This is a genomic window from uncultured Porphyromonas sp., assembly GCF_938046015.1.
Lineage (GTDB): Bacteria > Bacteroidota > Bacteroidia > Bacteroidales > Porphyromonadaceae > Porphyromonas.
Map to the genome: position 1 here is coordinate 44,256 of NZ_CALIXW010000045.1, position 21,262 is coordinate 65,517.

Below are 21,262 nucleotides of genomic sequence, written 5' to 3' on the forward strand. Positions count from 1 at the left end.
GCGATGCAGAGCCAGGGCCGCGCTAGAGGAGCGCGGCCTGGATCTGAAGGACGTACTTGACCCCGTCGAGGGTGGTGATGGAGGCGAAGAGGGCCGTCTTCTTGCTGCTGTTGTAGAAGAACTGCTGCCCTCCCTGGAGGCGGTACTGGTACTTGTAGCCTGCATCGCTGAGCAGCTTGGTGAACTCCTGCGTCAGGTGGTACTCGCCGAAGTCATCAAGGTAGAAGCCTAGGCTCGTCTGCTCGTAGAGTCCCTGCACGGCCGTGATGTGGTCGATGTGGGGGTCGCCTGCGGGGATGTCACCGCCTGCTGCGTAGAAGAAGTAGCCGCGGACGAACTCGCCGTCGATGCTCTGCTTGACGTAGTAGCGGTCATAGATGGCGACGCCGAGATTCTTGTCCAGCGTGCTCTGCAGGCCACCTTCGTAGGTAGCGATCTCGCTGCGTGCTGCTCCGAGGATATTCATCTTGCGGTTCCCGAGGCGGGTGAGCTGCAGCTGCATCGGGAGTGTCTTGAAGGTGGCGTAGCTCTGGCGCTGCGTGCTCAGGTACTGGAAGGTGAGGGTGACAGCAGTGGGCGTGTAGACTACCTGCAGGGCGTAGGAGCCCTTGTCCTTGCTGTAGACTTCGATCAGGATGTTGTCCTGCTTCTTCTCGCCCTGCTTCGTGAAGCCCTGGGCGCTGAGGTAGCTGGCGAAGGCCGCATTACCCTTGTAGAGCTCGGGGTGCTGGCTCGTGATGGTGGCCGTGTAGTAGCTGTGCTGGTGCTTGGTCTGGAAGCTGTAGTCGATGGAGGCGATCTGCGGATTGGTCGAGAGGAAGTGGTAGACCGTGCGCCCCTGCTGCTGATCCGTCGCGACGCTGGCGAGGACACTCCCGCGCGCGCGTTCATAATTAAGTATCTGGTGTAGGGGGGCGGGGTAGATCTCTAGGGGAAGGTAGTAGGATAGGGTACCCTGCTGGACGACCTCTAGCTCACGTAGACTCTTGCCGAGGCTGAGGTTGATCTTGGCCGAGCGGGCAGCCTGCTCCTTGTTGGGGCTCGCCTGGAGGACGAGCTTGGTGGGGCTCACCTCGAGGATGCTCAGCCAGTTGCTCGCGGTGGCGAGCTCGGCCTTGATGGCCTCGCCGTTGCTGGTGAGGAGAATGGTGCGCGTGCCGCCCTCCTGGGGGAGCTCTATGCGGTTGAGCTCGGCTGTCAGTGTCGCCTCAGCGGCAGCCTGCTTGACCAGCACGCGGCGCTGCTGTCCGCCCGAGCTGATGGCGATGACGCCCGTGCGCTCGCGTGCCTCGGTATTGGCCTTGACCTTGACCTTGAGCTGCGATCCGCTCTGCTCGAGGGTGAACCAAGAGAATTCCTGTGGGGAGAGGTAGGACCAGCTCTCGGCGCTCGTCTGTACGGAGATGCTCTGCTCGGAGGCTGTGCTGGCGAAGCTGAGCGTCGTGGTCGAGACGGTGAGGCTGGTCTCCTCGAGTTCGGTCTGCGCCTTGCAGCTGGGGAGGGCAGGGAGTAGTGCTAGCAGTAGGGCTAGCGTACAGTGGTAGATGCCACGTTTCATAGGGTGTATATGTAATTAAGAGAAAGGTTGTCGCGTGTGGGTGGGCGAGCTCTGCTGAGTGTGGTATGTATGTGCGTTCCTTGGGGTGCTGCAGTGGGGGGAGACTCTCCCCTCGCTACAGCTCAGCAAAGGTAGCAAAAAAGCTAGACGCCCCCAGCATCCATCGGCGGATGCTGGGGGCGTCTGGCTCATGAGCTACGCTAGGGGCGAGCCCGAGGCGGGAGGACTAGGCCTTGACTGCTGCCTTGGCGCTGCGGCGCTTGAGCAGCTCGTAGGCGATCGGCGTAGCGACGAAGAGCGTGCAGTAGGTACCGAAGACGATCCCGAGGAGGATGGTGAAGGTGAAGCTACGCATCGAGGCACCACCGAAGCCGAAGACGATGATCATCACGAGGAAGGTCGTGAAGGAGGTATTCAGCGTACGGGAGAGCGTCGAGTTCAGCGCGCCGTTGATCACCTCGAAGCGCTCTGCCTGCGGACGCAGACCCAGCTCCTCGCGGATACGGTCGAAGACGATCACCACGTCATTGATCGCATAGCCGATGACGGCCAGTAGGGCGGCGATGAAGTTCTGGTCTACCTCCATGGTGAAGGGCATTACCTTCCACAGCAGCGCGTACACAGCGATGATGAGCAGCGTCGTGACCGTGACCGAGGCGAAGGCCCCAATCGAGAAGGCTACGTTGCGGAAGCGGATCAGGATGTACACGGCCATGAAGAGCAGCGCGAGGCAGACGGCGATGATGGCACCCTGCGTGATGTCGGAGGACATGCTAGCGCTGACCTTCTGCGAGCTGACGATGTACTCGGTGGCGAAGTCTGCCTGGCTGGGCTTGACCTTATAGAAGCCGTTGAGCCCTTCGTAGAGCTTGGATACGAGCTCCTGCTCTACCTGGTCGCCCGAGTTCTCGATGAGGTAGTTCGTCGAGACGCGTACCTCGTTGCCCTCGGTACCAATGGCGGTGAGGACGAGCTTACCGTCGAGGACGGGAGCCAGACGCTCACGGACCTGCTGGTTGTCTACCTTCTGGTCGAACTTGATGATGTAGTTACGTCCGCCCGAGAACTCGATCCCCTGATTGAGCCCTACGCTGAAGTAGCCGATGAGCCCAGCGATGAGCAGCACTGCAGGCAGGATGTAGCCCTTGATGCGTGCCCCGAGGAAGTTGAACTTGGGGTCGACCAGCAGATTGCGCGTCATGGCTGTCGTGTAGGTCACCTTGTCCAGCTTGTGGTGCTTATCCAGCGCCTCGAAGGCCATACGCGTGAGGAAGACCGCCGTGATGAAGGAGGCTACCAGGCCGATGATGAGCGTCGTGGCGAAGCCGCGGATGGGGCCCGAGCCGAAGTAGAAGAGGACTACGCCCGTGATGATGGACGTGAGGTTGGAGTCGAAGATAGCGCTGAAGGCATTGCCATAGCCGTCGGCGATGGCGCGCGTCATGCCCTTGCCCTTGCGTAGCTCCTCCTTGATGCGCTCGTTGATGAGCACGTTGGCGTCCACCGCCATCCCGAGGGTCAGGACAAGACCGGCAATCCCCGAGAGGGTCAGGACGGCGTTGAAGGAAGCCAGGATCCCGAGGGTGAAGAAGCTATTGACGACGAGGGCGAGGTTGGCGATCATCCCGGGGATGAAGCCATAGGCCAGGCACATGTAGACCATCAGCAGTACCAGAGCGATGGCGAAGGAGATGATCCCAGCCTGGATGGAGGCACGACCGAGGGTAGGCCCTACGACGTTCTCCTGCTCGATGACGATGGTGGTCTCCATCTTGCCCGAGTTCAGCACGTTCGCCAGGTCGGTTGCCTCCTCGATGGTGAAGTTCCCCGAGATGGAGGACTGCCCGCCCGTGATCTCGTCACGGATGCTGGGGGCGGAGTAGACGACACCGTCGAGGACGATGGCGATGCAGCGGTACTTATTCTCCTTCGTGAGGCGTGCCCAGATCTGAGCGCCCTCCTGGTTCATCGTCATGGAGACGTGGGGCTGAGCGCTGCCGATCTGCTGGTGGTCTACGTCGGCCTTAGCGCTGACGACGACATCCCCCGAGAGGTCGGGCTTGCCGCTGCGGTTGGTGCGGATAGCGTAGAGCTCGTAGAGGCTGGTAGCCTTACCCGTCGTGGGGTCTTCGATAGCCTTAGCACCCCACATGAGCTTGAGGTCCTCGGGTAGGAGCTTGTGCTCTGTCGCCAGGGCCAGCAGGGAGTCGATCTTGCTGCGGTCGCGGTCGTTGGCGATAGCGACAGTAGCGCCACCACGGCCACCGATCTGCAGGTACTTGGCCAGCGTGTCGATGTGGGCAGGTACAGCAGCGGCCAGTGCCGTAGCTACATGCTGGCGCGTGGAGTCAGCGGCGAGGCTGTCGGCGGGGGCTGCAGCAGGTGCGGGAGCACCGAGGGCTAGTAGGCGATCGCTCAGACCCATTAGGTCGTTGCCCACCTCCTCGATGGTGTAGGTGCGCCAGAACTGGAGGTTGGCGCTGCGCTGCAGGAGCTCGCGTACACGCTCGGGCTCCTTGACCCCAGGGAGCTCGACGAGGATGCGGCCCTGGCCCTCGAGGCGCTGCAGGTTGGGCGCTACGACCCCGAAGCGGTCGATACGTACACGTAGGACGTTGAACGAGGCCTCGACAGCACTGTTGTACTTCTCCTTGAGCAGCTCGATGACCTTAGCCTCGCTCGTGGAGGGGTTGATCTGATCGCGTAGGTCGCCCGAGCCGAAGAGGACGGCGAGGTTAGCCCCGGGGCTGAGTCGCTTGTACTCAGTGACGAATTGGTCGATGTAGTTGCTCTGTGAGGGACTCTTGGAGGCAGCATCGAGTGCCTTCGCGAAGTTGGGGTCCTCTGGATTACCAGCGAGATTCTTCACTAGATCGGCAGCGTTGAGCTTGAGGATGACGTTCATCCCGCCCTTGAGGTCAAGCCCAAGACCGATCTGCTGCTGACGCACCTCCTTGAGGGTGTAGCCGAAGTAGACCTTCTCGTTGGCCATCGAGTCGAGGTAGGCCTTGCCCGCAGCCTCACCCATCTGCTCCGCCTTTTTGTCGTAATGGTTCGTTACGAAGGAGAAGGATAGGTAGAAGGCACAGATCAAAGCCAAGCTCGCTGTGACGAAGGTCACAAATCCTTTGTTTTGCATCGTGTCTGTTTACTTATATAATTGTTATCTGATTCCTTTGGGTCCTGTGCGGATAGGGGTATAACGCCCACAAAAATAGCCGTTTTCTACGTAATATCCCACTGCCAGCCTCCTCCGCCTGCCCTGCTCCCGCTTGCTGAGCCTCCACACCCCCTCGGGCGAGGGGCTATATAATAATGTATAGGGAGCGGCTCCGAGCGGCCTCCGAAGGTACCTCCTCCAGCTACTGCGCTTGCTTCGCGACTGCCGCTCCCGCACTGCTCTCGGAGCGCTGAGGGGGTGGGGGAGTTGGGCTTCGCTGTCTACGTAGCATACCCTCGGGAAGGGGAGCATAAGGCCTCCCCGCGCCCCAACCGAGCCCTCGGCAAGGCGCGAGCTGTAGCTCAGCACGCTGCGCCTATGGGGGCGCCGAGAGTTCTTATATTACTTTTCGCCGTCCCCCTTATCCCTCAGCGCGCTGACTGATAGCCCTCAGCTCCGTTTCTTATATTACTTTTCCCGCTCCCCCTTAGCTTGCAGCTTCGTCCCTCTTGGGGCTCAGCTCGGCGCGAGGCCTCGCTGAGCGCGACCCCGAGAGGCTAGGGAGTAGGCTGCCCGCAGGCCCTCGATAGGCTCGGGTGCGGAGCATGGCCCGGGATTAGAGATATATTCTTACATTTGCAGTAGGAACAGGCGGGGGAGCGTCCCCCGCACCAACATTATTCAAAGCATCACAGATAGCTTATGAACCTTACACACATCGAACACCTCGGTATTGCTGTCAAGAGCATCGAGGCCTCCCTGCCCTACTACGAAGGTCTCCTAGGGCTGAAGTGCTATAACATTGAGGAAGTCGCTGACCAGAAGGTCAAGACGGCTTTCTTCAAGGTCGGTCAGACGAAGATCGAGCTCCTCGAGGCTACCTCGCCTGAGAGCACGATCGCTAAGTTCATCGAGAAGCGCGGCGAGGGGATCCACCATATCGCCTTCGCCGTGCCCAATACCGACGAGGCACTCCAGGAGCTGGGCGACAAGGGGGTACAGCTCATCGACAAGCAGTCGCGCAAGGGCGCTGAGGGGCTCAATATCGGCTTCCTTCACCCCAAGAGCACGCTGGGCGTCCTGACCGAGCTATGCGATAGCCGCGACGTCAAGTAAGCATCTGATGAGGATGGGATGATAGTAGTACCATACAGGCTACTGTCATCCCATCCTCGCTTGTGTCCCTCTCGCTGTCGGGGGCCTAGGCTGAGCGCCTAGAGGATCCGCGGCGGGACTTCCCATCAAACTACCTAGACAAGCAATAGTCTAAAAGCTAATCAATATGAGTGTTCAGTTAGAGAAAATCAAGGAGCTGATCCAGCTCCGTGCCCAGGCGCACCTCGGTGGCGGTCAGAAGCGAATCGACAGCCAGCATCAGAAGGGCAAGTTCACCGCACGTGAGCGTATCGCTATGCTCCTGGACGAAGGCAGCTTCGACGAGATCGATACCTTCGTCCTGCACCGCTCTACCAACTTCGGTATCGACAAGACGAAGTTCCTCGGCGACGGTGTCGTCACGGGCTCGGGTACGATCGATGGTCGTCTGGTCTATGTCTTCGCTCAGGACTTCACGGTCTTCGGCGGTGCCCTCTCTGAGATGCTCGCTTCCAAGATCTGTAAGGTCATGGAGCTGGCCATGCGCATGGGTGCCCCTGTCATCGGTCTGAATGACTCGGGTGGTGCTCGTATCCAGGAGGGGATCAACGCCCTGAGCGGCTACGGGAACATCTTCCAGAACAATATCCTGGCCTCGGGTGTCATCCCTCAGATCTCCGCTATCTTCGGTCCCTGTGCTGGGGGTGCCGTCTACTCGCCTGCTCTGACGGACTTCAACATCATGAGCAAGGGCACGAGCTACATGTTCCTCACCGGGCCTAAGGTCGTCAAGACCGTCACGGGCGAGGATGTGACGCAGGAGCAGCTCGGTGGTGCTAGTGTACACGCCTCCAAGAGTGGTGTCGCTCACTTCGCTGTCGACAACGAAGAGGAGGGGATCCGCCTCATCCGTCACCTGCTCTCCTTCATCCCTCAGAACAATATGGAGGAGGCTCCCTGCGTAGAGCCCACGGACGCTGTAGACCGCGTCGATGATGTCCTCAACACCATCATCCCCGACCAGCCCAACCGCGGCTACAACATGTATGACGTCATCGGCACGATCGTCGATAACGGTGAGTTCCTCGAGATCCACAAGGACTACGCCAAGAACATCATCATCGGCTTCGCTCGCTTCAACGGTCAGAGCGTCGGTATCGTAGCCAACCAGCCCATGGTCATGGCCGGCGCGCTGGACAGCAACGCATCGCGTAAGGCTGCCCGCTTCGTCCGCTTCTGTGACGCCTTCAACATCCCTCTGGTTACGCTCGTCGACGTCCCAGGCTTCCTCCCTGGTACGGGTCAGGAGTACAATGGGGTCATCGTCCACGGTGCTAAGCTGCTCTACGCCTACGGTGAGGCTACGGTGCCCAAGATCACCGTCACGCTGCGTAAGGCCTATGGTGGTGCCTACATCGTCATGAGCTCCAAGCACCTCCGCTCGGATGTCAACCTCGCTTGGCCCTCGGCTGAGATCGCTGTGATGGGCCCTGCAGGTGCTGTAGAGGTCATCTTCGCCAAGGAAGTAGCCGCCTCTGAGAACCCCGCCGAGGCTGCTGCACAGAAGGAAGAGGAATACCGCAAGGCCTTCGCCAACCCCTACAACGCTGCCTCCTACGGCTTCATGGATGATGTCATCGAGCCACGCAACACGCGCTTCCGCATTATCCGCGCCCTCGAGCAGCTGCGTACCAAGAAGCAGATCAATCCTGCCAAGAAGCACGACAACCTGCCTCTCTAGTCTAGCGCTGGAGACGCAGCCGTGTCCTCATTCAAGCTCTACCGCAGCATGAATACCCTACGCAGATACACACTGTCCGCTGGCCTGCTCCTCGGAGCAGCCGCCGCGGATAGCCTGTGGGCGGCCGAGACCGCCCCGCTCTCCGCGAAGGTGCAGACCCTGCAAGAGCAGGATCCTGCAGGGCTCATCATGACCCTCACGGCCGTCCTCGTCGTCTTCCTCGCCCTCACGATGCTCGTGCTGGTCTTCAAGTACCTAGGCCGCCTCTTCACCAGAGGCAAGGGTACAGCTCCCGTAGCGCAGGCTGCCGCTGGTAGCCCCGCCACTTCTGGAGCAGCGAAGCCCAGTCCAGAGGCTCTAGTGGCCATCTCGCTCGCCCTCCGCGCAGCGAGTGCGGTACCCTCGGGTGAGCTAGCTGCCGCCATAGCTATGGCACTGGCTAGCGAGCGCGAGTCCCAGCACGACCACGAGAGCTACGTCCTGACCATCCGCCGCCGACCTACGCAGTGGAATGCGCGCATCCAGGGGCTACAACGCTATAATCACTAATCGAAACCCCGCATTATGCAGCAGGAAAAGAATCTCTCCGAGGTCTTCGCCGCTATCTCCTATGCTCTGCATGAGGAGCTGGGTAAGCACAATCACGACCAAGAGTCCTACGTGCTGACCTACAAGCGTAGCAGCGTCCCCTCGGCCTGGAGCTCCAAGGCGCACACCATGCGTGTGCTGCCTACTCGATAGTACAGATATACCACACCAACAAATAACGCATCCTCATGAAAGAGTACAAGTATAAGATCAACGGCAACGACTACAGCGTAGCCATCATCGATATCGACGGTACGACCGCTGCTGTCGAAGTGAACGGGGTCTCCTACAAGGTAGACATCCTCGACGAGGGCTTCAGCGCCCCAGTGGCTCGCCCCGCAGCTAAGCCTGCCGCAGCACCCGCAGCCGCTCCGGCTGCTGCACCTGCTCCAGCTGCTGCCCCCGCGCCCCAGCCCATCGCTCCTGCCGCTGCTCCAGCACCCGCTGCTGAGCCTGCTGCACCTGCTGGTAAGGGTACGCCCGTACAGTCGCCCCTGCCTGGTGTCATCCTCGACATCAAGGTAGCTGTAGGTGACAGCGTCAAGGCAGGCCAGACCGTCGCTATCCTCGAGGCTATGAAGATGGAGAACAACATCAACGCTGAGTGCGATGGCGTCATCACGGCGATCAAGGTAGCCAAGGGGGACAACATCCTCGAAGGCTCGGACATCGTCATCATAGGCTAGTACTATGTCCTTCTGGGGCTTCTTAGTCGAGAATATGCAGACGTTCTATTCCTTCACGGGAATGGCGAATGCAACGATGGGCCACCTCATCATGATCTTGGTGGGGCTGCTCTTCATCTTCTTGGCGATTAAATACGAGTTCGAGCCCCTCCTGCTCATCCCCATTGGCTTCGGCATGCTCATCGGTAATATCCCGATGCAGCAGGGGATGCAGGTAGGTATCTACGAGGAAGGTTCGGTGCTGAATATCCTCTACCAGGGAGTACGACAGGGCTGGTATCCGCCCTTGATCTTCCTGGGGATCGGCGCCATGACCGACTTCACCGCGCTCATCTCGAACCCGAAGCTCATGCTCGTCGGGGCTGCTGCGCAGGCTGGTATCTTCGCCGCCTACATGACAGCTCTGGCACTGGGCTTTACTCCCCCAGAGGCTGGTGCTATAGGCATCATCGGCGGGGCTGATGGCCCTACGGCTATCTTCCTCTCCAACCGCCTAGCGCCCCACCTACTCGGCGCGATTGCTGTCTCGGCCTACTCCTACATGGCCCTCGTACCGGTGATCCAGCCCCCCTTCATGCGTCTACTGACGACCTCCAAGGAGCGCGTCATGCGTATGAAGCGCCCCCGCCAGGTCTCGCAGACGGAGAAGATCATCTTCCCCATCGCAGGACTGCTGCTCACCACGATGCTCGTCCCACCGGCGCTCCCTCTTCTAGGGATGCTCTTCTTCGGGAACCTGCTACGTGAGAGCGGCGTCACCAAGCGCCTGGCAGATACGGCTAAGGGGCCGCTCATCGACACCGTGACCATCCTCCTGGGGGTGACGGTCGGGGCCTCGACGCAGGCTACAGAGTTCCTCACGGGGAATTCGGTGCTGATCTTCGGACTCGGAGCCTTCTCCTTCGTCGTGGCCACCTGCTGCGGAGTCCTCTTTGTGAAGCTCTTCAACCTATTCCTCAAGCCAGAGAATAGGATCAACCCGCTTATCGGGAATGCCGGGGTCTCGGCAGTGCCCGACTCGGCGCGCATCTCGCAGACGCTGGGCCTCGAGTATGACCCGACCAACTACCTCCTCATGCACGCCATGGGGCCCAACGTAGCTGGGGTCATCGGTTCGGCCGTCGCCGCGGGTATCCTCTTGAGCTTCCTCAGCTAGACCCCAGAGATAGCATATCCTCGCCACCCCATAGGTGCACAGAGTGTCCGCCTCTCCCTTAGCCTCGGCTAGGGAGGGGCGGACGCTGTATTATAGGCTCAGCTGTAGCGCCCCTCTGTGCCCTCGCTTCGTCTGTGCCTAGCTATCCCTGAGGGAGCTAGCGGCTAGACTCCCCGCTGCTAAGCTCCTTGGGCGGGGGCGGGAAGGATGCAGCTCTTCTTTGCTTTAGTGCTAAGGAAGCTAGCGCCTTGCCCTTTCCCGAGGATCAGCCAGCGCTGAGGCTTCGGAGGCTAGGGCGGGCAGTCTCCGCGGGCGGGGAAAAGGCTTCGGCGTAAGCTCTCCGCCTTATCCCGCTTCTCCGAGGGATATCCCTCAGCCTCGTGACGGACGTCCCTCAGCGGGCTGACTGGTATCCCTCAGAGTGCCTCCGTCTATAGCCGCGCTTCGCTTGGGAGCCTAGGAGACTGGAGGAAGTGGACTTCTTCGTGATCCCGAGGGCAGAGGGCTGTGAGGCGTGGGCAAGGGATCAAGGCAACGCGACCAAGCGCTACGCTGCTTGTCCTGAGCCCTTCGGCAAAACAAAAGGCAAGGGAAAGGGGTTACTTATTCACCGCCCCAAGAACGGGACGCCTAAGAATTGGTATCGGTGCGGGCGCTGTCCGCACCACAGCATCACAAGGATATAAGGAATATGAAGTATCAGACGATTGCCCTGGCCGGGATCTTTGCGCTAGGGCTCAGCCTTGCCTCCTGCTCTGGCAGCAGCAAGGGTGAGGGAAGTGTAGCAGCTAGCGAAGCAGCTGCAGTCAGCGATGTAGCAGCGGAGTCTCTGGCGGTAGACTCTACGGCCTCGGCCCTTTCCTGGAAGGGCTTCAAGCCCGGCGGAGAGCACTACGGTAAGCTCCCCATCAGCGCGGGCCAGCTGGATATCAAGGATGATGTGCTGCATGGCGGCTACGTCACCATCAAGATGAACGGTATCATCGTCGAAGACCTCAAGGCCGAGGAAGGTGGCGACAAGCTGAAGGCACACCTCGAGGGTGAGGACTTCTTCGACGTGGCGAAGTACCCCGAGGCTAAGTTCGAGCTGACGAACGTCCCCGCCGAAGGGCTCAAGATCGCCGACATCAAGGAGCTCAAGGGTAACCTGACGCTCAAGGATGTGACGAAGAACATCACCATCCCCGTAGCCTCCATCCAGCGTGACGCCGCTACGGGCAAGTACAGCTTCACCAGCCAGACCTTCCGCATCAACCGCGCAGACTGGAACGTGAAGTACGGCTCCAAGAGCTTCTTCACTGGCCTCGGCGATAAGTTCATCAACGACGAGATTGAGCTGAGCTTCGTCCTCCAGACGCTCTAGCCCCTCCCTGCGGCTGCGACCGCACACTAAGGCAAATAGCCCCAGCACCGCGACTCGGTGCTGGGGCTATTTGCTTGAGCTGGCTTGGCTCCCTAGAGCTAGCGAAGTAGTGCCTTGGGCGCCTAGCTAGAGTGGATTAGCTGTGGAGGCTAGTCGAGGGGCTCCAGCCCCTTGGCGATCTCTTCGTCCTGAAGGGTGTAGTTCACCAGGTCGCCCGAGAGGTACTTGTCGTAGGCAGCCATGTCGATGAGCCCATGACTGGAGAGGTTGAAGAGGATGACCTTCGCCTCCCCCGTCTCGGTGCACTTCTTCGCCTCACGGATCGCCACCGCTATAGCATGGCAGCTCTCGGGGGCGGGAATAATGCCCTCGGTCTTGGCGAAGAGTATCCCCGCCTCGAAGCTCTCGATCTAGGGGATGTCCACCGCCTCGACATAGCCATCGCGCAGGAGCTGCGAGACGATGACGCCAGCACCGTGGTAGCGCAGTCCGCCCGCATGGATGTTGGCGGGCTTGAAGTCGTGTCCCAGCGTGTACATCGGTAGCAGCGGCGTGTAGCCCGCCTCGTCGCCGAAGTCGTAGGCGAACTTGCCCTTTGTCAGCTTGGGGCAGGAGGCGGGCTCGGCTGCGATGTAGCGGCGGCGCTGGCCTCCTCGGAGCTCGTGGCGGAGGAAAGGGAAGCAAAGGCCACCGAAGTTCGATCCGCCGCCGAAGCAGCCGATGAGGATATCGGGATCTTCGCCTGCGAGGGCCATCTGCTTCTCGGCCTCGAGCCCGATGACCGTCTGGTGGAGCGTCACGTGGTTGAGTACCGAGCCGAGCGTGTACTTGCAGTCGGGCGTCGTGCGTGCTAGCTCGATGGCCTCGGAGATCGCTGTCCCGAGCGAGCCCTGATGATGGGGCTGCGTGGTGAGGATGTCCTTGCCCGCGCGGGTAGACATGGAGGGCGAGGGCGTGACCTGGGCGCCGAAGGTCTGCATGATGCTGCGGCGGTAGGGCTTCTGCTCGTAGCTGATCTTGACCTGATAGACTGCGGCCTCCAGCCCGAAGACGCTCGCAGCGTAGGACAGCGCTGTCCCCCACTGCCCCGCACCCGTCTCGGTGGTGACGTTTTTGACGCCCTCCTGGCGGCAGTAGTAGGCCTGGGGCAGGGCGGAGTTCAGCTTGTGCGAGCCTACGGGGCTGACGCTCTCGTTCTTGAAGTAGATGTGCGCGGGCGTCCCGAGGGCCTCCTCTAGGGCGTAGGCACGCACAAGCGGGGTGCAGCGATAGTTCTTGTAGCGCTCGCGCACCTCCTCGGGGATGTCGATCCAGGCGTCGGTATCATTGCACTCCTGGCGGCAGAGCTCCTCGGCGAAGATGGAGTAGAGGTCCTCGGCCTTGAGGGGCTGCTTGGTGGCAGGGTGTAGGGGAGGCAGGGGCTTATTGGGGAGCTCCGCGAGGATGTTGTACTATTGGCGCGGCAGCTCGCTCTCGGGGAGGAGGTAGCGCTTGATGCGTTCGTTCGTCATAGGATACAGGGGATACTATAGTTGAATACGGTCCTCTGGTCTGGGAGGAGCCCCAAGGAACGAGAGGCGCGCTGTGCGGAGGAGGGGGCTCCTTAGCTGCTGGAGCGCTGAGGAGGATGCTTGAGGCCTAGGCGAGGGAGCGATGTGACGGCTGTCCTTGGCTAGCCTCAAGGGAGCGATACGACTTTTGCCGAGAAGTAAGGCTAGGCTCCGAGGCGCCCTGCGCTTACTTGTCGGCAAAAGGGAGAGGCGCGCCGTGTAGGTGATGCACGGCGCGCCTCCCTAGAGGTAAGAGATGTGGGGGAGGGCTAGCGCTGGTGCTTCTTGCCCTTGCGGATCCAGTCGAGGGAGACGCGGGTGAAGTAGATGTCGAAGCCGGGACGATCATTCTCCTCGCTGATGATCCCTAGTGTGCCGTCCTCGAGGATGACGACCTCGCTGTAGACGGCCTCACCGCGGCAGAGCTCGCGCGAGTAGCCCCAGGTCTTGCCTTCGTCCTCGCTGAGGAAGATACGCAGGTGGTCACGCGTGGGGCTGGTAGGTAAGGTGTGCAGCAGCAGGTGGCTGCCCTTGCTGGAGCCTACAGGAGCGTAGCGCGTGAGGGCGGCGTTACAGGAATTGCCCTTCAGCTCGGGCCAGGTGGCAGGTGCCGTCCAGGTGAGGCCGCCGTCGCGAGAGCGGACGAAGGTGCGCTCGTTGGCTCCGCCCGCGCGGTTGCGGCTCGAGACGAGGAGCGATCCGTCGGAGAGCTCGATGACCTTAGCCTCGTCGCCGTTGCTACGTACGATGGGTGAGCTATGCCAGCTCTTGCCCTGGTCGTCGGAGTAGACGAGCACGTTGTCCATCTGCCCACCCCAGTTAGCGCCCATGCGCATAGCGGCGACGAACATGATGCGGCCCTTGCTGGTGATGATCCCATTGCCCGAGCCGAAGAAGCCACCATAGGGGAAGCGGTCGGTGTAGACCTCGCTGGAGATCTCACGCACGGGCTCCCAGCTGCGGCCGCCGTCCGTGCTCTTGGTGGCGTACATCTGTAGGGGCTTGGAGGCCTGACTGGGGTAGTTCCACAGTCCCGAGCCGCTGACCATGACCATGTAGATATTCTTGCCATCGGTGGCCATAGCGGCGTCGCCGAAGCCCTGTTCGGGGCGTCCCTTAGCTACCGTCGTGGGGGCACTCCAGGTCTTGCCGCCGTCCTGGCTGTGCTTGACCTCGATGTCGATGTCCTCGGGCAGGTCGTACTCACTGTTCTTACGCTTGTCGATGCTCGCCACGAGGGTGCCGTCGTTGAGGCGGATGATGCCTGGGATACGGTAGTGAGCGGAGTGGTTCTCCCCTGGCGTCCAGATGAGGCTGCGCTGCAGGACGATGCCGTAGCTGTGCACTGCGGCCAGTGCCTCGGGGGCGAAGGGCTGCCGACCCGTGCCGAGGCTGATGGCGTGGAGCTTGACCTGCAGCTCGTTGCCCTCCTTCGCCTCGTCTGCGATGTCGGCTACGACCCAGAGCTTGGTGCCGCTGGTGAGCTGTGCGCCGCGGCCTACGGGCGTGAGGGAGACGAACTGATTATCCTTGACCGTCCCGACGGCAAGGAGCTGCCCCGGGCTGCGTGGGTCGAAGCGATCAAGATTATCTGTGGCGTAGAGCTTGAGCTGCTTGATGTCGCTGAGCGCTGTCGTCCCCGTGAGGTCGAGCTGCAGCTGGTGGAGCGGCTGGGGCTTCCTTAGGCCGAGGTTGAAGCTGAAGATAGGCTGATCCTTGCCGCGGCCTACGAGGGAGGCGTTATTCACGTACTCGCGGTAGCTGGCGACCTCAGGGTGCTGGGTCTTCGTGCCGAAGCCGATGAGCTCGGCCGTGTGGCGTCCTGTCGCGTCGGTGATCTGGCTGGCCCCTGCCTGATAGCCATCGAAGTCGAAGGCCGCTACCAGCCCTGGAGTGCGTGCGGCGATGCGCTCGGTGCGTCCGTCGCGCTTGATCTCCTCGGCGCTAAGGGCGCGCTTGTAGAAGCGGATGTTGTCGAGCTTGCCGCCGAAGAAGGCCGTCGCCTTGCCCGCAGCACGTCCCGCGCCCAGGAGCACGGGTAGGCCATTGGCGCTCGACCAGCCCTCTATGTCCTTGTCACTGCCCACGCGCTGCAGCTGCCCGTCTATGTAGAGCTGCATGCGCCTCTGGCTGCGGTCGACGACCCAGGCTACGTGGTGCCAGCTGCGGAGCTCGCGCCGCAGGAGCGCATCGCCTGCCCAGGCGTTGAGCGAGTGGGCGTAGCCGCCCGTCTGGTCGGGGGTGGAGACGCCGAAGAAGTCCTTGGCGACGTTCTTCAGACCTAGGAGTTCGTAGCCGCTCTTGTCGCCCTCCTTGAGCTGCGTGTCCCGTCGGGAGACGAGGCGCTGGCCTGAGGCGTAGGTGATGGTGCGGTCCCCCGATAGGTAGAGGCAGATCGTATAGCTGTCCGTAGGACTGATGTCGAAGTCGGCATGAGCGGGCACCGAGAGGTGGTCGCCGAAGCCATCCAGCTCGATATAGCTGCGGTGTGGAATCTGTGCGGCCACGGGGAAGGCGAGGGCACTCCCTAGGGCGAGGGTGATAAGCTGCTTGGTGTACTTCATCTGTCTATGGGTATAGTGGTGTTAGTGTTCTTTTCTCAGGAGAAGGACTCCAGCTCGAAGCGTAGGTCGTCGGCGAACTCGCGCTGTACGGCCGAGCTGCTCTCAGCCCATTGGGCGAGGGCCTCCGAGGCAAGGAGCTCCGTGCGGAGCGCCTCATCGCTGCGTCCCCAGCGCTTGAGCATCAGCAGGGCGGCACGCTGTAGCGGTGTGGGGTAGGGGAGCTCTTCGTCGGAGAGTAGCTCCAGCGTCTCCCGCAGCAGGAGGCGGCGCTGCGCCTCGGAGCTGATCGCGAAGCCACGGGTGAACTGCCGTGCAAGGATGGTGAAGCCCAGCGGCAGCAGGTCCTCCCAGCGCTGGGCGCGTGGCGTGAGGATCCAGTCCAGCGCCCAGTAGGGTGCCTCGGGATGGCGGTCGAAGAGGTGCTTAGCCAGGTAGTCGCGTAGCTCGGGATTGGCGAAGGTCGTCCGTCCCAGTGTGGAGGCCTCCTCGTAGCTAAGGGCCTCGACGGGGTAGATGAGCTGGCCGATGATCTTCAGCTCGCGTACGTCGCGGCTGAGGATATAGCGTGCTAGAGCGGCGTCCTGAGGTAGGCGGGCACTGAGGCGAAGGATATGATCGAGCGTGATGCCGAAGTTGATCCCGTAGTAGAGCCCCTTGCTGCGCATCGAGCTGGCGACCTGTCCGTCCATGGCGTGGCGCAGCTGTCCGCGTAGCTCCTTGGCTAGGGCGAGCGTGGCGTCAGAGGGCTCGGGCTGCTGCAGCTCGTAGGTGCCGACGGGGTCCTCGGTGAGGGTGCTGTACTCCTCCGAGTAGCGGAGCATCTGCTCGGCATAGCCCTCGTCGTAGTGCGCCAGGACGTCGCTGATACCGCCCTCGGCATCGTAGACGAGCTCGAGGCGGGGATTGACGAAGCCCTTGTAGGGGGCGATGTCGAGCTGGGCGTAGCGCTCGAGGATCTCGGCATGCATCGTGGGCTCGACCTCTACGGCATAGCGCTCCACGAGGGCACGGCCTGCGGGCTGGTCGCCCTCGCTCTTGATGCGCTGCACCTCAGCCAGCAGCTCGGCGATGATGGGCCTTAGGGCGGCATAGTCATGTATGCGGAGCTCGAGCCCCTCGAGGCTCAGGGCACCGATAGCCTCCCCACGCTCTAGGACGTAGCGGGCGATGAGGGCACGATTGCGCATGTGAGCCTCCTCGAGCTGATGCCCTGGGCGTATGCGCACCAGCTGCGTGATGAGTCCATTCAGTAGGTAGCGGTAGTAGCAAGCCTTGTAGGCCTCCCCGTCGGGCAGCAGGCCGAGCTCGATGAGGTGTTCGTCCGCCATGTAGTAGAGGGCGAAGAGATCGGCGCGTGCCTCCTCCAGCGTCGAGTGGTAGGCGCCGAGGGCCTCGGGGCTGACGCCCTCCAGTAGACGCCCTGAGCCGTGGCCGAGGCATTCGTGTAGGTCGGTGTGCAGCTGCTCTGTCGTGCCCTCGTAGCGCTTCAGCAGCGCCAGCGTCTCGGCGTCGTGGACGAAGGCCTCCGTCAGTCCGCTGTGCTCCGAGGCGATCTCGTAGGCGCTGTGGATGTTCTCTATGGTCACGGACTTGGAGCCGTATTCGGCGCGTATCCAGTCTGCATTGGGGAGGTTGATCCCTATGGGTGTGGCGGGGTAGGAGTCCCCTGCGAGCATAGCCACAGAGACGACGGTAGCGGAGACACCGCGGGGCGACTCCTTGCGGAAGCGTGGGTCGATGGGCGCATGGGCCTCGAACCATCCCGCCTCCTGGCAGATCTTCGCCGTGCGCTTGCTCGCCTCTTCGTGGCGTATATGCACGAGGCTCTCCCACATCCCCTTCATGCCGAGCGGATCGGTGTAGACCTCGGTGAAGCCGTTGATGAAGTCTACCTGGGGTGCCGTGTCGGCCACCCAGCTAATGCAGTAGTCATTGTAGGCGGAGAGCTCGCCCGTCTTGTAGTACTGCAGTAGATGCAGGATGCTCTGTCGCTGCTCCTCACTCTCGCAGTAGGCCAGCGCACTCTTCAGGTGCCCCGAGATGCACTCTAGGGCGCTGCCGTAGAGCCCGCCGACGCGGTAGACTTCCTCGTAGAGCCGGCCGTCCTCGGTACGGGAGAGGCGGCTATTGAGCCCGAGCGAAGGCGGTGCGGCGGCCTCGCGTTCGCTGAGCTCGGCATAGGCCTCCCGATAGAAGCGCTCGGCCTCGGACTGCTTGATGCCCGGGGCGTAGAAGTTCGCCGACGAGGCCGCCAGCAGATCCTCGGCACCGGTCTGTACGGTGCGCTTGGGGGCGATGGTGGGGTCGAAGATCAGCTCCAGCAGCTCCGTGAGCTCCTTGCCGCGGAAGCGCAGCAGCTGGCCCGTCTCCTCCTGCACCTCGTTGAGCGCCTCGGTGAGGAAGCTACGGCTGAAGTGCGGCTCGAACTTCTCCGAGCCGTAGTGATGATGTATGCCCGAGGAGAACCACAGACGGAAGAGGTATTCCTCTAGGCCGCGGAAGTCGGCCGTCGTGCGCTCGCCGCTGTAGTGGCGGTAGATACCCTCGAGGAGCGCGCGCAGGCGAAGGCTGTGCCGTCCATTCTGATCGAAGGCGATGTCTCGCCCCGCCAGAGCTGCCTGGCTGAGGTGATAGACGAAGAGCTTACGCTCCAGAGGCAGCGCCTCGAAGCCTGGGATCGTGTAGCGTAGGATCTCTATATCGGCGAAGCGTGTGACGCTCGCCCCATGTGCTGGATGATGCATTGTCTGTGCTGATGTTTGTAGTCTCCCAGCGCACTCGTCTGCGCAGGGATGAGGCCTGGCTGAGGGCCGCGTTACGCAAAGATAAGCCAATAAGCCGAGCCACGCCCTTAGGCCGCTGTCGCACCTCGCTCCCCGTCCCGACAGCTCCCTCGCGCGCGCCTTATATATAAGGTAGGGTAGCCCTATATATAAGGTAGGCCGAGCTTAGCTATCGGGGTGGGCGAGGCTCTATATAAGGTAGGGCGAGCTTTTCTCCTAAGCTGAGCGAGCGAAGTAATAATACTTTGCGCGCTTTCTTATAATACTTCTCCAGAATTCTTATATAAGTTCTCGAGAAAAGTAATATAATAATCCGAGGAAAGTTATATAATATTTTGGGAAAAGTTATATAATATTTGGCAGAAAGTAATATAATATTTCACAGAAAGTAATATAATATTTCACAGAAAGTAATATAATATTTCCCGAGAAGTTATATAATAAATCCCAAGCAATATTATTACTTTGCTCGGGAAGTCTATGATCTTCGCTCGCCGAGCCTATGATGTAGGCTCGCTGACTGCCTTATCAGGCTTCGTCACGAGCCTCTGTGCGGCGGGCTAAGCGGCTGAGGGAGATGAGCTAAGTCCCCCAGCGTAGGGCCTTCGGTCGAGGCGGATGGCGCGCCCCGCTTAGCCTAGGATGGCCGCAGCTGCGGGCGAGGAGTAGACGAGGGTAAAGGGTCGGTAGACGCCGTCTATTGGATTGACGGAGGTCTTTTCGTACCTTTATTGCTGCTACTAGTCACCCTTAGACCACTACTTGTCCGATGTTTAGACCCCACGAAGTGCAAGCACTCTGGCGCTGTAGCCGCCAGCTCCTCGGGCAGCTGCATGCTCAGCTGAGCCCCGAGCAAATACGTCGTGTCTACCTCTGGCTGCGCGCGGCGCAGGAGTCGGGCTGCTTCGAGTCCAGTGAAGAGGGGACGCACAGCATCCCAGGCCTCGTCCAGCACATGGAGGTGGCCCTGCTCGTCCTCGGAGAGCTGGGACTGGATCATCACTGCGCCCTGGCGGTGCTGCTCTATCGCCCCGTGCAGGGCGGTACCCTGAGTCTCGAGGAGCTGGGGCGCGAGCTGGGAGGCGAGGAGGTACGCCTCCTGCAGCTGCTGGCGCGCACCGCCGAGCTCTACACGCGGCGCGAGTCCATCAGCTCGGAGAACTTCCATCGCCTCTTGATCTCCATGGCCGAGGACATACGCGTCGTGCTGCTGATCATAGCCGATCGGCTGTATCTGCTCCGGCATGCCCGCTCGATGTTCCGCGAGGCCGACCAGCAGGAGCTGGCGCGTGAGACCTCCTTCCTCTACGCGCCGATCGCCCACCGCCTAGGGCTCTACACCATCAAGGGCGAGATGGAGGACCTTTGCCTCAAGTACCTTCAGCCCAAGACCTACGGCTTCATCACCCGCAAGCTTGGCGAGACCAAGCATGTCCGCGACGCCTATATCGCCTCCTTCATCGCCCCCGTGCGGGCGCAGCTGGAGCGCGAGCTCAGCGTGCCCTTCGAGATGAAGGGACGCGTCAAGAGCGTCAGCTCCATCAGCAACAAGCTGCGCAAGCAGAACTTCGAGGACATCTATGACCTCTTCGCCATACGCGTCATCCTCGACGTGCCGCCCGAGCGCGAGCGCAGTGCCTGCTGGCAGGTCTACTCTATCATCACCGACATGTACCGCCCCAATCCCGAGCGTCTCAAGGACTGGATCTCCATCCCCAAGAGCAACGGCTACGAGAGCCTGCACACGACGGTCATGGGCCCCGAGAACAAGTGGGTAGAGGTGCAGATACGTACGCGCCGCATGGATGCCATCGCCGAGCAGGGCGTGGCGGCACACTGGCGCTACAAGGGGATCAAGAGTGAGAGCGGTCTGGACGAATTCCTCGCCTCCGTCCGTGAGGCCCTCGAGGCCGTCAAGACCTCCGAGCACGAGGAGGAGAAGCGCCAGACGCTGGAGGCCTCACTGCTGACGCTCAAGGCGCAGGAGATCTATGTCTTCACCCCCATGGGCGAGATCCTCAAGCTCCCCTTAGGGGCGACCCTGCTGGACTTTGCCTTCGCCATCCACAGCCGTGTGGGCGCCAAGGCCATCTCGGGTAAGGTCAACGGTAAGAACGCCTCGCTACGCCATGTGCTGAACAATGGCGACAGCGTCGAGGTGCTGACCTCCCCGCAGCAGAGCCCCAAGCCCGGCTGGCTGTCCATCGTCGTCAGCCCTAAGGCCAAGGCGAAGATCCGCCAGCTGCTGCGCGCTGAGGAGGAGTCGGGTATCGCGCTGGCGAAGGAGATGATACGCCGCAGGATCAAGAACCGCAAGCTCCCCTTCGACGAAGCGGCCTTCATACGCATCACCCAGCGCAAGGGCTACAAGACGCTCTCCGACTTCTACCGCGACCTGACGCACGAGCGCATCGACACGGCGGAGATCCTTGGCCTCTACGAGCAGGAGCTGACGCAGGTCGCCCAGTTCGAGGCGAGCCCCACGGTCGGCGCTGCGCGCTCGGCCGAGGCCTTCGTCTACACGGAGCCACAGGAGGCCGACCAGCCTCTCTCGAGCAAGGAGATGCTGATCCTCGACCGCGGCCTCTCGGGTGTGGCCTACAGCCTGGCCCAGTGCTGCCACCCGCTCTTCGGGGACGAGGTCTTCGGCCTGGTGACCAGCCGTGGGATCAAGGTACACCGCACCAGCTGCCCCAACGCACCCGATATGTTCGCCCACTCGCCGCACAAGATCATCGCCGCGCGCTGGAATGGCGACGAGGGCCACAGCCAGCTGGCGAGCCTCGAGGTCATCGGGCGCGACGAGCTCGCGATAGCGACCAACATCACCTCGCTCATCCGCAAGGAGGCGGGGATCAAGCTCCGCAGCTACTCCATCCACTCAGAGGACGGCCTCTTCCACGGCACCTTCGTCCTCTACTACGAGCGCCGCGAGGCGCTCACGCTCCTCATCAAGAAGATACGATCGGCCTCGGGCGTCAAGCAGGTGCGCGAGGTCGGCCAGCAATAGGTAATAGG

12 protein-coding genes and 1 pseudogene are annotated in these 21,262 nt (G+C 61.5%); 8 read left to right on the top strand and 5 right to left on the bottom strand.

Annotation, left to right across the window (positions count from 1 at the left end; all coding sequences use genetic code 11):
* Positions 1-22 precede the first annotated feature (22 nt).
* On the bottom strand, positions 23-1,558 hold the full coding sequence (locus Q0248_RS06240; RefSeq protein ID WP_299320802.1) for a BACON domain-containing protein: 1,536 nt from the start codon (positions 1,556-1,558) through the stop codon (positions 23-25).
* Positions 1,559-1,784: 226 nt separating this feature from the next.
* Positions 1,785-4,697, bottom strand: coding sequence for a protein translocase subunit SecDF (gene secDF / locus Q0248_RS06245; RefSeq protein ID WP_299320803.1), 2,913 nt, complete (start codon positions 4,695-4,697; stop codon positions 1,785-1,787).
* Positions 4,698-5,420: 723 nt separating this feature from the next.
* Between secDF and mce the strand changes: the two genes are divergently transcribed.
* The 7 genes from mce to Q0248_RS06280 all read left to right on the top strand — a co-directional run bounded on the left by mce (position 5,421) and on the right by Q0248_RS06280 (position 11,347).
* Positions 5,421-5,834 (top strand): methylmalonyl-CoA epimerase, encoded by a 414-nt coding sequence (gene mce / locus Q0248_RS06250; protein WP_211788097.1) that lies wholly within the window; start codon positions 5,421-5,423, stop codon positions 5,832-5,834.
* Positions 5,835-6,000: 166 nt separating this feature from the next.
* A complete protein-coding gene (locus tag Q0248_RS06255; protein ID WP_299320806.1) occupies positions 6,001-7,554 on the top strand; it encodes an acyl-CoA carboxylase subunit beta in 1,554 nt (517 codons plus the stop codon).
* A gap of 21 nt (positions 7,555-7,575) precedes the next feature.
* A complete protein-coding gene (locus Q0248_RS06260; protein ID WP_299320807.1) occupies positions 7,576-8,103 on the top strand; it encodes an OadG family protein in 528 nt (175 codons plus the stop codon).
* A gap of 15 nt (positions 8,104-8,118) precedes the next feature.
* Complete coding sequence (locus Q0248_RS06265; protein ID WP_211788094.1) at positions 8,119-8,295, top strand: hypothetical protein; 177 nt, start codon at positions 8,119-8,121, stop codon at positions 8,293-8,295.
* Between the two features lie 35 nt (positions 8,296-8,330).
* Positions 8,331-8,828, top strand: a complete 498-nt coding sequence (locus Q0248_RS06270) for an acetyl-CoA carboxylase biotin carboxyl carrier protein subunit (protein WP_299320810.1) — start codon at positions 8,331-8,333, stop codon at positions 8,826-8,828.
* A gap of 4 nt (positions 8,829-8,832) precedes the next feature.
* Complete coding sequence (locus tag Q0248_RS06275; protein ID WP_299320811.1) at positions 8,833-9,984, top strand: sodium ion-translocating decarboxylase subunit beta; 1,152 nt, start codon at positions 8,833-8,835, stop codon at positions 9,982-9,984.
* 691 nt (positions 9,985-10,675) lie between these two features.
* Positions 10,676-11,347 carry a YceI family protein gene (locus Q0248_RS06280; RefSeq protein ID WP_299320813.1) on the top strand — a complete coding sequence of 224 codons (672 nt, stop codon included), beginning with the start codon at positions 10,676-10,678 and terminating at the stop codon, positions 11,345-11,347.
* 149 nt (positions 11,348-11,496) lie between these two features.
* Here Q0248_RS06280 and Q0248_RS06285 read toward each other — a convergent pair.
* The 3 genes and pseudogenes from Q0248_RS06285 to Q0248_RS06295 form a co-directional block, all read right to left on the bottom strand.
* Positions 11,497-12,792 (bottom strand): annotated as a pseudogene (locus tag Q0248_RS06285) (TrpB-like pyridoxal phosphate-dependent enzyme).
* Positions 12,793-13,166: 374 nt separating this feature from the next.
* On the bottom strand, positions 13,167-15,461 hold the full coding sequence (locus Q0248_RS06290) for an exo-alpha-sialidase (protein ID WP_299320815.1): 2,295 nt from the start codon (positions 15,459-15,461) through the stop codon (positions 13,167-13,169).
* A 35-nt stretch (positions 15,462-15,496) separates the two neighbouring features.
* Positions 15,497-18,205, bottom strand: coding sequence for a peptidase M49 (locus Q0248_RS06295; protein WP_299320816.1), 2,709 nt, complete (start codon positions 18,203-18,205; stop codon positions 15,497-15,499).
* Positions 18,206-19,013: 808 nt separating this feature from the next.
* Between Q0248_RS06295 and Q0248_RS06300 the strand changes: the two genes are divergently transcribed.
* A complete protein-coding gene (locus Q0248_RS06300) occupies positions 19,014-21,254 on the top strand; it encodes an HD domain-containing protein (RefSeq protein WP_299320818.1) in 2,241 nt (746 codons plus the stop codon).
* The last annotated feature ends 8 nt before the right edge of the window (positions 21,255-21,262 follow it).